The organism is Secundilactobacillus silagincola (genome assembly GCF_002583405.1).
Taxonomy (GTDB): Bacteria; Bacillota; Bacilli; order Lactobacillales; family Lactobacillaceae; genus Secundilactobacillus; species Secundilactobacillus silagincola.
In genome coordinates, this window is record NZ_BCMJ01000011.1 from 43401 (window position 1) to 55709 (window position 12309).

General features: G+C 42.6%; 15 protein-coding genes and 1 tRNA gene. 2 read left to right on the forward strand and 14 right to left on the reverse strand.

The features are described from left to right. Window positions 1–218: 218 nt before the first annotated feature. Window positions 219–289, reverse strand: a tRNA-Gly gene (locus CES82_RS10640). Between the two features lie 93 nt (window positions 290–382). Continuing rightward, window positions 383–598: a DUF2187 domain-containing protein gene (locus tag CES82_RS10645; RefSeq protein WP_098826153.1), complete on the reverse strand. Its 216-nt coding sequence runs from the start codon at window positions 596–598 to the stop codon at window positions 383–385. A gap of 226 nt (window positions 599–824) precedes the next feature. On the opposite strand from CES82_RS10645, the gene CES82_RS10650 reads away from it, so the two are divergent. Next, window positions 825–1172, forward strand: a complete 348-nt coding sequence (locus CES82_RS10650) for a DUF1516 family protein (RefSeq protein WP_098826155.1) — start codon at window positions 825–827, stop codon at window positions 1170–1172. Between the two features lie 53 nt (window positions 1173–1225). Here CES82_RS10650 and CES82_RS10655 read toward each other — a convergent pair whose 3' ends face one another. The 4 genes from CES82_RS10655 to asnB all read right to left on the reverse strand — a co-directional run bounded on the left by CES82_RS10655 (window position 1226) and on the right by asnB (window position 6738). Further along, the gene (locus tag CES82_RS10655) at window positions 1226–1936 is read right to left on the reverse strand and encodes an aspartate/glutamate racemase family protein (RefSeq protein ID WP_098826156.1); all 711 of its coding nucleotides are present in this window, start codon (window positions 1934–1936) and stop codon (window positions 1226–1228) included. Window positions 1937–1940: 4 nt separating this feature from the next. Next, window positions 1941–3194, reverse strand: coding sequence for a carboxylate--amine ligase (locus CES82_RS10660; protein WP_098826158.1), 1254 nt, complete (start codon window positions 3192–3194; stop codon window positions 1941–1943). Between the two features lie 3 nt (window positions 3195–3197). Beyond that, on the reverse strand, window positions 3198–4733 hold the full coding sequence (locus CES82_RS10665; protein ID WP_098826160.1) for a UDP-N-acetylmuramoyl-L-alanyl-D-glutamate--2,6-diaminopimelate ligase: 1536 nt from the start codon (window positions 4731–4733) through the stop codon (window positions 3198–3200). Between the two features lie 100 nt (window positions 4734–4833). Then, window positions 4834–6738 carry an asparagine synthase (glutamine-hydrolyzing) gene (gene asnB, locus CES82_RS10670; protein WP_098826162.1) on the reverse strand — a complete coding sequence of 635 codons (1905 nt, stop codon included), beginning with the start codon at window positions 6736–6738 and terminating at the stop codon, window positions 4834–4836. Between the two features lie 238 nt (window positions 6739–6976). Here asnB and CES82_RS10675 point away from each other — a divergent pair, with 238 nt between their 5' ends. After that, entirely contained in the window at window positions 6977–7213 is a 237-nt protein-coding gene (locus CES82_RS10675; RefSeq protein WP_098826164.1) for a hypothetical protein, read from the forward strand. Between the two features lie 487 nt (window positions 7214–7700). On the opposite strand, the gene CES82_RS10680 is transcribed toward CES82_RS10675, so the two are convergent. The 8 genes from CES82_RS10680 to CES82_RS10715 form a co-directional block, all read right to left on the reverse strand. Next, complete coding sequence (locus tag CES82_RS10680) at window positions 7701–7961, reverse strand: hypothetical protein (protein WP_143466305.1); 261 nt, start codon at window positions 7959–7961, stop codon at window positions 7701–7703. Beyond that, on the reverse strand, window positions 7958–8353 hold the full coding sequence (locus CES82_RS10685) for a hypothetical protein (protein ID WP_098826168.1): 396 nt from the start codon (window positions 8351–8353) through the stop codon (window positions 7958–7960). Before CES82_RS10685 ends, CES82_RS10680 begins: the two co-directional genes overlap by 4 nt. Then, window positions 8334–8549: a hypothetical protein gene (locus CES82_RS10690; protein WP_098826170.1), complete on the reverse strand. Its 216-nt coding sequence runs from the start codon at window positions 8547–8549 to the stop codon at window positions 8334–8336. Before CES82_RS10690 ends, CES82_RS10685 begins: the two co-directional genes overlap by 20 nt. A 112-nt stretch (window positions 8550–8661) precedes the next feature. Continuing rightward, window positions 8662–9570 (reverse strand): helix-turn-helix domain-containing protein, encoded by a 909-nt coding sequence (locus tag CES82_RS10695; RefSeq protein WP_098826171.1) that lies wholly within the window; start codon window positions 9568–9570, stop codon window positions 8662–8664. Between the two features lie 24 nt (window positions 9571–9594). Continuing rightward, window positions 9595–9927: a metal-sulfur cluster assembly factor gene (locus CES82_RS10700; protein ID WP_098826173.1), complete on the reverse strand. Its 333-nt coding sequence runs from the start codon at window positions 9925–9927 to the stop codon at window positions 9595–9597. Window positions 9928–10153: 226 nt separating this feature from the next. After that, window positions 10154–11131 carry a polyprenyl synthetase family protein gene (locus CES82_RS10705; protein ID WP_098826175.1) on the reverse strand — a complete coding sequence of 326 codons (978 nt, stop codon included), beginning with the start codon at window positions 11129–11131 and terminating at the stop codon, window positions 10154–10156. 165 nt (window positions 11132–11296) lie between these two features. Continuing rightward, entirely contained in the window at window positions 11297–11647 is a 351-nt protein-coding gene (locus CES82_RS10710; RefSeq protein WP_098826177.1) for a hypothetical protein, read from the reverse strand. 85 nt (window positions 11648–11732) lie between these two features. Further along, window positions 11733–12218 carry an ECF transporter S component gene (locus tag CES82_RS10715; protein ID WP_225364899.1) on the reverse strand — a complete coding sequence of 162 codons (486 nt, stop codon included), beginning with the start codon at window positions 12216–12218 and terminating at the stop codon, window positions 11733–11735. Window positions 12219–12309: the final 91 nt, after the last annotated feature.

Sequence of the window (12309 nt, forward strand, 5' to 3'; positions counted from 1 at the left end):
TTTTAAAACGATTTATCATGTGAACAGCACATAACTCCAATTTACTAATTTATAAAATTTTTTCGTAGTATTTACTCACCAACTTTGTTTATCTTGGTCGATGCTGCCCGTAATGTTGTCCGTATCGTTTTAAATCCATTCTAATTCGCTCAAATAACCCAACTGATAAAAAAAGAGCCAACCCTTTCGGATCAGCTCTGCACCGCGTTGTTCTCTTAAGCGGGTGACGGGAATCGGACCCGCGACTCAAGCTTGGGAAGCTTGGATTTTACCACTAAACTACACCCGCATAACAGTAACTATATTATCATATTCAGCTTAATCTGTCAGCATGAAATTGCATAAAAATCAGCTTTTCTGAAATAGTTTACCGTTATTTTCATTATTCGGCTTTTGCTTTTGCCGGTTCAGCGTCTTCTTTACGCACAATAGCGCGGTTGTTAAGTTCACCAACCAAAATACGATCACTCTTGTTATAACTTAAAATGTGAATTAATACCGAGTTTTCATAAATTTTCTCGATTTCCCCTTCAAAGTCATGTTCAAAAGAGCCAAATTTCTTACCCTTTACATAGTCGCCAACTTGATGTTCTGCCATTGGGTTATCCCCTCCACTTCGCATGATGAAAAAGATGATAACAAATTTAGCCAGTGAATACAAGGCTTATTTTCATAATACTGAAACTTTCCGTAAACTTAATCTTCCTTAAGATTTTCAAATTGAAAATGAGTTTCATAACGCCTTCGTGGTAGACTTAAGATAACAGTAACTAACGATAACTACTACTAATATGTAATATATTTTATTCTAGGATGTGACTTGTATGTGGCTGACCATCTACTTCATCAGTTTAATATTACTTATCCCAGTAACCATCATCGGTTTAAACCGAACATCTGAGAAAAAGATTGCTCAGTGGCTCATCATCGACCGCTTAGTTTATCTCATCATGGCGTGTGCAACCGTTGTACTCATGATTCGAACTTTCCACCACGCACCTCTCTTGGTTTCGCTAAAGGGCGCACTGGCAATCATCGTCGTTTTAATTATTGAAATTGCTTTTGGTCGCAAACAAGAACACAGTCTCTCCATTGCTTGGAGTATTGTCATTACCTTGCTAATTTTACTCACGGCTGCAGTGGGCATTATGACAACACTACATTCCATTTAAAATCAAAAAGATTAGCCAGCCTCCAAATGGACGCTAGCTAATCTTTTTATTTACTATCCCTTTTGTGCTTTCAACGCCAACTCCAACGACCGATCAACCAAGATTGACTGACTATCGATCATCGGCTTATCCGTCACTGGTTCACGGTCCTGCGCCAAAGAAAGTTCAGTACAGCCCAGAACCAATGCGTCACAGTTAGTTTCATCAAACATTTGTTGGACTAAACCATGATACAGCTGACGATCCACAACGTTATTGTCTTTAATACAGTCATAAATCAGCTTGTTGGTCTGGTCTTGAACAGACTGGCTAGGAGCTAAAAACTCATAGCCTGCATCCATAATTTCATGATCATAAATATGGTCGTATATGGTACCTTCAGTAGCAATTAAACCGATTCGCCGCGCTTCAGGATACTTCTTACCGATCTCCTTCACTGCTTCGCGAGGCATATGCAGAATTGGAATATCGGTAGCGGCCTGCATCTCATCATAGAAATAGTGTGCCGTATTACATGGTAAGGCAAAGAAATCGGGCTTTAACTGGCTTTGAATCTTAATATCGTTCACCAGTGGTATCGCTGGATTCGGCTGGCTATGATCTTTAATATAGCTTGTACGGTCTGGCACTGTTGCATGATTGACCAGAATATAGTTGAGATAATCCTGATCCTTATTAGCTGGCGTCCGCTCGTTTAACTGATGAATGTAAGTTTCAGTGGCTTCTGTTCCCATGCCACCAATGATTGTAAAGAAGTGTTCCATAAAATCACCCTTTGTTTTCAGCAAAATAACGGTCAAAATTCTTCGAGTAATTATGATTCATCCATTGAATCAATGTCCAGCGTTTCAGGTTCATATCGTGTGAATACTGATAAGTGGTCCCATAACGGCCGGCTCGGATCAATTCCAGTGCCCGGTCCTTATCGGCATTCTCACGGGCGTATTTTTTGAAGACTTTAGCTGGTACTCCCAACCAAAGCGCGTGCTTACTTTCGTCCTGATTACCATAAACAGTTGGTTGATCAACCAAATCCTGCTTAACGTAATCTTTAACCACCCAGTCAGCTAAATTATAGCCATTGAGCGTCACAAAGAAGCTACTGCGTCCCTGTCGGAGGTTAATTTCGAATAATTTGAACGTATCATCACGTACATCATACTTCATATCAAAGTTGGCATAACCGGTAAAGTCGATTTTTTCCAAGAAATCTTTGATTGTTTTGTAAATGGCCTCGTTATACTCCGGCAAAATTGCCACGTAGTTACCAATTGCGGAAGGTGCTGGATCTTCCAACAACGGATGACCCAGACACATCATCTTAACGTGGTGATTCTGATCCACGTAAGCATTCAGTACCCGCATGTTACTGTCATCGCCAGGAATGAAGTCTTGGAGAATAAAATCTGACTTATACCCGTTAGCATATGCAGCGTCCAATACCTTGTCAAACTCTTCGCGAGACTGGATCCGGAAGGCTTTCTTCCGACCTTCAAAATGCACGTCCAGCCATTCCACACTATTAGTTGGCTTCAAGGCAACCGGGTAGTCAAAGGGCTGTTCAACAACCGTCTGGCTATCATGTTCTTCCTTAGAAATCGTCCGCGTCTTAGGATATGGCAAATTGTATTTGTCACAAATTTTGTAGAAACGTTCCTTATTATTTAATTGCTTCAATAAATCATAGTCGATATACGGGCAAACAAACACGTCGGATAACTCGTCCTTATGTTTAGCAATTAGCTCAGCATAACCGTCACCACAGCCAATCAGGATCACTGGTTCTTTATGGTCACGATAGCGTTCCTTGATCTTACGCATTGAGTCGATCCAGACTGGATCCTCAGAGAAGCCTGGGATCAGTTCCAAATCAACAATTTTGGTGAATCGAGTGGGGGCTAATTGGATGGACGCGATAGCCTTCACTGGTTGATGGTAGAGTTCATAAAACGAACGTGCCATGCCGTATACATTAAAGTCGCTTCCCAATAAAACTGGGGTAAATTCTGGTGTTTCTTGCATAATCTAAAGTTCCTCCACAGCGTTTTTAGCAATCGTGACATCGGTTGGGTATGGCGTGTTGACACCATTCACTTTCTGGAAGGCATCTTCACCCTTACCAGCAAGCACCACGATATCATCTTTCGTACTCATTTTGATAGCCGTTTCAATCGCAGTTTTGCGATCCATGACGTACTGCACTTTGACTTGCTGATGATCGATATGAGCATCGATTTCCTCAGCAATTTTCTTCGGATCTTCATAAGCGGGATCATCCGTCGTCAAAATCGCCACATCGGCTTCTTCACTCAGTGCTTTACCAAAGCCTTCGCGACGGGAAACGCCCTTATTTCCAGTGCTCCCAATGACAACGATGACTCGACCGGCACCAGTTTGAACCTTCAAGAAGCTCAACAACGCCTTTAAACTACCGTAATTATGTGCATAGTCAATATAAATGGTGCCGTGATCCTTGCTGGTCACCATTTCCATTCGTCCAGGAACGTGGACATCCGTCAATGCGGTCTTAGCATCGTCATAACTTGCGCCAGACAACGCACTGGCAATGATTGAACTGGCGGCGTTACTCTCGTTGAAGTCACCCGGTACGTGTAGTTCATAACTACCGTCAATAGCGAACTGTTTCGCTTTTTCGGATACCGCAGTCACTTGAAATTTACTCTGATGCAACGTTTCACTGGTGTTCTTGAACGTCACATCAAGGTCCAATGGCATTTCCAGCTTGGCACCCTCTCTTGCGTACAAGTAAATATTTTCCGGTTGCGTCGTAGTTTTAGCAGCGTAGTACACATCCGCTAAATGCGCCGTTTCCGCATTAATAATGCAGGTTTCGGCATTAACTAGCAGCTGTTCCTTGCAGTGCAAATAGTCCGCAAAGGTTGGATGTTCATTTTCACCAATGTGATCCGGTGAAATGTTGAGAAAAATACCAACGTTGTATTTTAATCCGTACACCCGGTTCTTCTTGTACGCTTGTGAGGACACTTCCATGACTAAGTGTGTCATGCCATTATCCACGGCATGCCGCATATCGTGGAATAAATCCAATGATTCAGGCGTCGTTAAGTCCGACTTGAACCGGTCTTCAGGTGCATTGCCTACGATACGATCAATGGTTGAAAACAGTGCTACTCGATCATGGGTATGCGTCCGTTCGATACCGTAAGTAAAGTAAGCTGAAGTGGTCTTCCCTTTGGTCCCTGTGAAAGCAATGATAAAGAGGTCATTTTGAGGATAGCCGTAAAACGCAGCACCTAGTAATGACATGGCTTTTTGAATATCAGTCACGATAATGCTAGTCAATCCTTGCCCCTCATCGTAGCGAGTCTCAGAAACGTAAGCCGTGGCCCCTGCTTCTTTAGCACCTAGTAAATAAGCGGGTTTAAAATTCCCCTTACAGAAGAACAACGTATCGGGCTTAACCGTTTGTGAATTATAGTTCACGTGTTGAAACTGCTGCTGTGAATCAGTCATTGTGACCGTTTTTAATAAATCATGTTCATCTAATAAAGTCACCACTTGGGTTATATCAAGTGACACGCGTTTCATCTCCAATTAATTGAGTCCTAATTCTATTATTTCACCGTTCTATCCAAAAAGAAACCGACATTTCAGCCGGTTTCATATGGAAAAATGCAGTTTAGTTAGCCACTGGAATCTTATCGATATCCGTACGACGAACCTTGCTAATCGTATCTGCTGAAGTATTCTCTGGGAAGTAGACTTCATACCAAAGAATAAAGGTGTAGATCGTAAAGATCTTTTGCATTGATGACTTACCGTTAATGTGTTCTTGGAGAATCTCAAGTAATGCATCCGTGTTGAAGAACTTCTTAGCAACGTCTGAAGTAAAGGCTTCTTCAATCCGCTTACGGTACTTATCTTGCTTGATCCAGGTGGCGATTGGAGATGGGAAGCCCATCTTTTCCTTCTTAGCAACCCGTTCTGGTAATTCAGCTAACGCAGCCGTCCGCAGAGAAACCTTGGTTTCAGTACCGCGAATCCGTGTCTTGATTGGCATGGTAGCCGCAAACTTAGCAACTTCCTTGTCAACTAGCGGTGTCCGAACTTCCAGTGAATTGCACATACTCATCCGATCAGCTTTGTGCAAAATATCGTATGGTAGCCAAGTGTTGATGTCAAAATACTGCATTTGAGTCATTTCATCTTTGTCTTTAACATCATCAAAGATATGCTTAGTGTATTCACCAGCATCACGATTCAAATCAGGGTTCTTCAAAATCTTTTCACGATCATGATAATCGAAGACGTAGTTCACCCGGTAATAACGTTCACTCAATGGCTGTGCACCACGAACTAAGAACCGACGGCCATGGAATCTTGGCAAGTTAACAACGGCTTTGGCCAAGCCCTTACGAACAAAGCGTGGTACAGCTTTTTGATAACGTTCAAACGGCTTTGCTTCCAAATAGGTGTTGTAACCGCCGAAGAATTCATCGGCACCTTCACCAGACAAGGCCACTTTCACGTGTTCGCGAGTTCCCTTTGACAGATAATACAGCTGCATAGCTGAAGGGTTAGATAACGGTTCATCCATGTAGTACATAATGGTTGGTAAAATATCGAAGTAGTCATCACCCGTCATGGTTAATGGTGTGTTGTCCTGATGAATTTCCTTAGCAAATTCAGTTGACCAGCTCAACTCACTGTACTTAGAGTTATTAAACCCTAAGGAGAAGGATTGAATTGGCTTGAGTTTTGCGGCTTCGTTAAGTACGTAGCTGGAATCGATCCCGCTTGATAAGAAACTACCGACTTCAACGTCAGCGATCATGTGGGCATCAACGGAATCATCAACGATCTTACGGATCTTCTTAGCGTCTTCTTCGATGGTTTGATTCTCATCGATATTGTCATAACTGAACTTATAGTATTCGTGAGTTTCAGTGTGACCATCTGCTTTATGAATGAAGTAGTGGCCAGGCATTAATTTGAAGACGTTCTTAAACATCGTATCCTTTGAAGGAATAAATTCAAAGCTCAAATGAATGGCTAATAGATCTTCATTAAGTTCTTTTTTGAAGTTTGGGTGTTCCAAGAATGCTTTGATTTCTGAAGCCCAGAGGAAAGTCTTGCCATCATCGTAATAGTACAATGGCTTGATACCAAAGTGATCACGGGCACCAAAGACTTCACCGGTTTTAGAATCGTAAATAACGAAAGCAAACATTCCGCGCAAATGCTGAAGCAAATCCGGACCCCAGGCATCGTAGCCGTGAATCAAAACTTCTGAGTCAACGTCTGTTCGAAATTCGTAACCTAACTTCTGTAAATCTTTACGAATATCTTGGTAGTTATAAATTTCACCGTTAAAAGTCAAAACTTTAGTTTGATCCTGGTTATACATGGGTTGTTTACCATGCGCAAGATCAATAATTGATAAACGACGGAAGCCCATCGAGACCTTATCATCATTAAAGTAAGCTTCATCATCAGGTCCACGATGACGAATACGATTGGCCATCTTCACGATCGTATCGCTAGGCACATCTGTTTGGTTAACATAACCAACAAATCCACACATGTTGTAATCCCCTTTTTAGCATTTATTTACCGTTTCATGCGACGCATCACGTACGCCGGCCTCACGACTTGAACGATCACTAAAAGATGTCACAAGACGTAATTCAAAACAATGTTCATTTTATCAAAAAAACCGCTGTAATACTAGGAAACATCGTGGCTTATAACGTTTTCTTTAAACTCGTCTCCTGAAAGCGTTTGCGGTATAATATAAGTGAATCAGGAATGGAGTGATTTTAATGGATAATCTTATATTTTTTAACCCTGGTGATTCAATTGCCAACTTCCACGACTACGATGAAGCAGTAAGGAGTGCCCAGATCTATCGCCAGAATCACGTTCAGGCTGGTCACGTCCTGGTTGTTAAGGGTATGGAAAGCGAAAAGCAGTTTGACATTTTCCTGTCAGATAACGAAATTTCCCATGATAATGAGTTGGGGAATTCAAAACCGTATAAGGTGTCGAAAAAGTTCTAGGTGCAATCTAGGTGTGGAAGTGAGCGCTTAGAGAGCGGAGTGTAACTGTGAAACGGTGGAAGCCCCCTGGTCTTGGGGGGTTCTGCCGTTTTATAGTTACATGCAGCTCTCTGCTCACTGGAGCCCGATAATGTCTAAGTGTGGAAGTGAGCGCCTAGAGAGCGGAGTGTAACGATAAAATGGCGGAAGCCCCGGGGTTTGGGGGGTCTGCCATTTTATCGTTACATGCAGCTCTCTGCTCACTGGAGCCCGATAATGTCTAAGTGTGGAAGTGAGCGCCTAGAGAGCGGAGTGTAACGATAAAATGGCGGAAGCCCCGGGGTTTGGGGGGTCTGCCATTTTGTTGTTACATGCAGCTCTCTGCTCACTGGAGCCCGATAAGGCATAGGTGCCTAGAAAAGGTGCCCCCGGTCTTGGGGATTCTACCGTTTTTTATAGTTACATGCAGCTCCCTACTCACCGGACCCTCAATCCAGCTCTACACCAACTACTTCCCAGGTTTCTTCGCATACGGCAACGACATATCTCTGCCATCTGACCGAACACTTAGAAAATGATCCTGATCATAACGCACAAACGTCACCGGTGGCTTAACGCTGAGTTGCGCATACTCACTTGATAGTGAGAGTAATTCCTCGCCACTGGCCGAAAGCTGATAACCAATACTGTCAAAAAACAGTTTAATTTCCGCTTTTCGTGCTCGGATACGTAATTCTGCAACATCGCCAATCAGCAACTGCATCTTCAATCATTCTCCTTTTTCGGTAATGTATCGTCAATATAGTCAATCGCCTGCAATAGATGGTCTTTGAACCCAATTAAATCATCATATGCCATGGATTTTGACGGAATTGAAACAATTTGACTCGATAAATCTAAAAGCACTTGTAAATACCGCCGGTGCAACCGTTGAGCAGCCATCGGTTCACGCCTGGAAAGTCTTTGATTGGCCTGATAGCTATCCCGAATGGCAAGCCGTAACTGATGGTTAACTTCAATCACTGCGTCAAAGTCACTCCGCTTTCGAACTGCTTCTTCAACGTTGCTAATTCGCCAACGCCACTGCTGAAGCTGGATTAAGATAGCTCGCTTAGCATCTGCGTAATTGCTAAAATCAATCTTACTTTTGTCGATCGGCAAGTGCCTGTTTTCCCTTCTCCGTTAAACCACTGATATAGGGATCTGCGTCAATGTAACCTGCATCAATAAGTGGCTGCGGATTACCACCAATCACGTTATCGCAATAGTCCACAAAGTGTCTCGGACTAGTACCAGGTTCAACTTTACCTGAGGCAATTGCATCTAAAATATTATAATCAGTAGGCGTTAATTCCATTTTCTTTTCCTCCAAATTCGATTTAAATTGAGAATAGTCTTGTTCTTGTTGAATCGCAAGTGATTATACTAAAACGCATGCTGCAGCATAGTTGCTGTAACATGCGTTTTATTTATGGTGTTAAATCCGCCAACGATTCACCCTTTTCATACCGGGTATTCAAGGCAGCTGCTTTAACCTCAATGACTTGATTGTCGTTGATTCGGGCAAAAGCCAACACCTCGTTAATCAAACGGTCAACGACTGCTTGATCTTCTTTTTCTTCAATCGCATTCTTAGCTGCTAAAAACTTCAATCTAGGCAGAAAATAAGTGACATGATGTTCTGAACACATCTCCACGCCCTTATCAACCAACTTTTGACTCGCCTTTAACTGACCAACAGAATTGTAGTAGCTAGCCGTGAAGAAAATCATGGTCAGCAATCGTAAGTAATTATCGCCAACTCGATTGAAGTAAAGCTGTTCATCCTTTAAGACGTTGCGAATAAACGAATGGACCTTTTTAAAGTAGAAATTAGCACGGTCTGCTTGTTGCAGCCGGTTATACATCACGCCAGATCCCACATAAACTAACTGTGTAAAAATGGTTTCATGTGACTCATCCAAATCGTTTAAAATTTGCGAAAAATCATACAAAACTTCTTCAGGCGGTTGATTGATCAACGCCCCCATCAGCCCCCGTAAATAGTAGAACTGCATTTTTAACAGCATGGAATCTAGCTGTTTTTCATCAATTGCTGAAAGACCCTTTAAAACCTTCTGGTAATTTTCCATCACCAATTCCCGCTCAAGCGAATCTAAATCCTCCTTGAGCTGGTTAGCACTAACTTTATTCGATTCGTTCAAGTCATCAATGGTGAGGCCGATTCTGGCGCAAAGTTTCGATAAGATTTTCAGTGAAGGTACATGACCGCCACATTCAAACTTACTCAGCGTTGATTGCGTACAGATGCCCTCGCACATCCTGACCTGAGAAATATGCAGCGATTTGCGTCGCTGAACAAATTTTGCGATATCCATTGAAATCAACCCTATTCTTATTGACTAACCGTGAATTCCTAACGCAACCTTTGCAAACCGGCTCATCCGATCAATACTCCATGCTGGTTCCCAAACAAGATTTATATCACAGGTTTCAACACCATCAACTGAGGTAACCGCTTCAGTAATCGAATCTGCTAATAAATTACCCAGTGGGCAACCCATGGTAGTCAAGGTCATCGTAATCACACAGTTGCCTTTATCATCCACTTTAATGTCATAAATCAGACCCAAGTTAACCATATCGATCCCTAATTCTGGGTCAATAACATCTTCCAACGCTGCCATAACTTTGTTTTCAACTGGCGAAAATTGTTTTTCAACTTCTTCAGACATACGTGCACTACCTCCTCGTGATCATGCAAAGTGCCCTGTCTTGCTTGTGATTCCTAGAATATCGACACCTTGATCATTCACTCTTCTGTCTTAAATCATACCATAATTATGACCAAATAAGACGCATTTCGCGTGAAAAATCGTGATATCCGTAGTGCTCACCTGCTTAACAAGCTGACTAAAAACAGCACTGAACGTCATCATCATTCAAACAGTTACCAGCAAACTATTCATCCCGTTTTAACAACATGGCAGTAAGCGTTTTTAAATCAGACTTGACTTGATACTCAGGCAACTGATCAATTAAGGCTAGTGCTTGCTGAGTCAGTTCAGTAGCTTCCTTCTGCGCTTTTTCAACACCCTGATTCTCGGCTACCAGCTGCTGAACGGTCTGCAAATCAGCTGAGGTCATCCGCTCTTTTTTAGCCAAATATGGCTTGAAAGCACTCTTAGCATCCGCCATAGCTAAAATTAACGGCAGGGAATAAACGCCCGCTTTTAGATCCTCTAGCACCGGTTTTTTCGTCTTCTGCGATTGACCATCATAATCTAAGATGTCATCTAAAATTTGGTAGGCTTTGCCAATCGTCATGCCGATTTCACCCGCTAAATCAACCACTCGATCATCGCTATGACTCAGTACCGCGCCTTGCCGACAGCTTAACCAGAACAATTGAGCCGTTTTACCGGTAATTTCGCGAAAATAATCCGCTTCCGTGACGTTGCGCTTATAATTGAGTTTCATCTGTTCAAGTTCACCGATAAGAATATTGCGCATACTTGTGATGTTTAACTGCAGTTCGGCCATATCATGGGTCGTTTTCAAAACTTCTTTAAAGTAAACCGTAAACAGGTAGTCCCCAGCGTAAATGGCGTTTCGAGAACCGTAAAGCGTATGTATTGTTGTGACACCACGACGCAATGGTGATTGGTCGATGACATCATCATGAATCAATGTCGCCACGTGCAGTAACTCTAATGCAGCGGCACCAGCACGCAACACGTCGTCATCGTTTTGCTGGCCAAACTCACTAAAGAGGTAAAAGAAACCCGGCCTTAATAGTTTGCCACCCGACTGCAGTAACGCTAATATTTGGTGATGAATCGGTTGATTTGGCAGTTGTACTGCTTCCAATAAGTATGGTTGAAGCTTCTCTAACCGTTTTTCTATCCTCGGAAACTGATGCCAAAGTTTGTGAACCATGTGCTGCCACTCCCCCTACTTAAAATTACCCATCCACCTGATGGTCCCCTCGATGTGCCATCATGGTGTTTTAACCATGTTACCACATGATTGTGAACTCATGCATCATTAGGCAGCTAAAAAAAGACCGCTCAGTAAAAACTAAACGGACTTTTAGGTAGACGCTTAATCTGAAAGCGACTTGATCTGGTCTAAAATATTGAGCAATTGTTTTGTGGCTTGTTCGTAATCCGCAATTTGATTACCGAGCTGCTGATTAAACCCGTCAAGGCCACCTGCAACAAAGGCGTACTCGTATTGATACACTTGCTGATAAGCTGCCGTTAATTGCGATAATAATTCAGATTGCGCTGGTTTTGACAGCTGCAGAGCAATCTGAATCACACGTAAATCCGTATATCCTAACTCAAACTGAATTGCCCAAGCGCGCATAAACTCATGCTGAGCCTGAATGTGCAGAAAATGATGTTCCGTATTCCAAGCCAAACGATCAATAGAATCCTCGATTTTAAGCATTTTAAACCTCCAAAGTTTGTGACTTCGACACGACTACGCCAACAAAATACTCAATTTGAAGGTTTGAAGCAAGTCATTGCACCTGTTATTTTTCTGACCCTAGGTGGCGCAGTGCATGAGCGCGATTCAGCAGCGTAAACACACTGTGAACTAATACCGTTCCAAAAAAGATCACCGAAATCAGCCGAACGGTAAACAGTGCAATAATCATCCAGATTGAGTAGTGAATATACCCCAATTTAAAGACTTCATACGTGAAGGCAACGATAGTGGTGGTCACGGAAGAGGTCAATAAGCTTGCCCAACTCCAGTTTTTGTAGCGCCAAGCGGCAAAGCCAATCTCAGAACCCACACCTTGAACGATTCCGGAAAGCAACGCTGCAATGCCAAAAGTACCACCAAAAATAACTTCAGCCGCAGCGCCCAACACTTCACCGACAACCGCCGCCCCAGGAATTCGGGTTAAATAAATAGCTAGTGGTCCTGCCATGATCCAAAGGCCAAATAAAATTTCGTTAGCAAACGGCCCAACAGCCATGGAAAGCACGTTGTACAAGTAATCTGTCCCCACAAAAACTTACTAACATTAGTGATGTAATCAATCTCGACGGAGATGATTACATCACTTTTTTGATAAAGTGATAGTGGAACTAAGGCCGCGG

Coding starts and splice junctions, on each gene's coding strand:
- CES82_RS10645 (WP_098826153.1), bottom strand. CDS start 598: ATGGCAGAACATCAAGTTGGCGACTATGTAAAGGGTAAGAAATTTGGC.
- CES82_RS10650 (WP_098826155.1), top strand. CDS start 825: ATGTGGCTGACCATCTACTTCATCAGTTTAATATTACTTATCCCAGTA.
- CES82_RS10655 (WP_098826156.1), bottom strand. CDS start 1,936: ATGGAACACTTCTTTACAATCATTGGTGGCATGGGAACAGAAGCCACT.
- CES82_RS10660 (WP_098826158.1), bottom strand. CDS start 3,194: ATGCAAGAAACACCAGAATTTACCCCAGTTTTATTGGGAAGCGACTTT.
- asnB (WP_098826162.1), bottom strand. CDS start 6,738: ATGTGTGGATTTGTTGGTTATGTTAACCAAACAGATGTGCCTAGCGAT.
- CES82_RS10675 (WP_098826164.1), top strand. CDS start 6,977: ATGGATAATCTTATATTTTTTAACCCTGGTGATTCAATTGCCAACTTC.
- CES82_RS10690 (WP_098826170.1), bottom strand. CDS start 8,549: ATGGAATTAACGCCTACTGATTATAATATTTTAGATGCAATTGCCTCA.
- CES82_RS10695 (WP_098826171.1), bottom strand. CDS start 9,570: ATGGATATCGCAAAATTTGTTCAGCGACGCAAATCGCTGCATATTTCT.
- CES82_RS10700 (WP_098826173.1), bottom strand. CDS start 9,927: ATGTCTGAAGAAGTTGAAAAACAATTTTCGCCAGTTGAAAACAAAGTT.
- CES82_RS10705 (WP_098826175.1), bottom strand. CDS start 11,131: ATGGTTCACAAACTTTGGCATCAGTTTCCGAGGATAGAAAAACGGTTA.
- CES82_RS10710 (WP_098826177.1), bottom strand. CDS start 11,647: ATGCTTAAAATCGAGGATTCTATTGATCGTTTGGCTTGGAATACGGAA.